This window comes from Thiolapillus sp. (genome assembly GCF_048562965.1).
GTDB classification, from domain to species: Bacteria; Pseudomonadota; Gammaproteobacteria; order Chromatiales; family Chromatiaceae; genus Thiolapillus; species Thiolapillus brandeum_A.
In genome coordinates this window covers 1-535 of the sequence record NZ_JBHNMF010001605.1, presented here as the reverse complement: position 1 = coordinate 535, position 535 = coordinate 1, and the positions used below count along the sequence as shown (strand labels likewise).

Here is a 535-nt window from a genome sequence, read left to right as displayed (position 1 = left end):
GCAGACTCGGGTTTCTGCCGTGACGCGATCATGGCCTGGTGCGAGACCAACGACGTGGGCTATGTTCTGGGTCTGGCGCGCAACAAGCGCCTGCAACAGGCCTTGGGCAAAGAAATGGAAGCGGCCCGCCTGGCCTGTGAGCGCACCGGCGAGGCCGCCCGGTGTTTCCGTGACTTCCGCTACCGCACGCGCAAATCCTGGTCCTGTGAACGGCGGGTGATCGGCAAGGCGGAATACCTGCCGGGCAAGGCCAATCCGCGTTTTGTCGTCACCAACCTGAGCCCCCGTGACGCGGATGCCCAACATTTATACGAAGATCTTTACTGTGCCCGTGGCGAGATGGAAAAATTCATCGGGAATGAATTTTCGCGCAAGCCCCGAAGGGGTGAGGCGCAGGGATGCGCCGAACAAAATCGGATCAAGGAGCAGCAACTGGGACTGTTCGCCGATCGCACCAGCAGTGCCACCCTGCGGGCGAACCAACTGCGGCTGTACTTCTCTTCTTTCGCCTATGTCCTGCTGCATGGCCTGCGTC

At 60.9% G+C, this 535-nt stretch carries 1 protein-coding gene; it reads left to right on the top strand.

Features of this window, described 5'->3' with window-relative positions:
- Nucleotides 1-535 (top strand): transposase (locus ACOCD2_RS25770; RefSeq protein WP_419626426.1); only part of this gene is annotated, 535 nt, incomplete at both ends.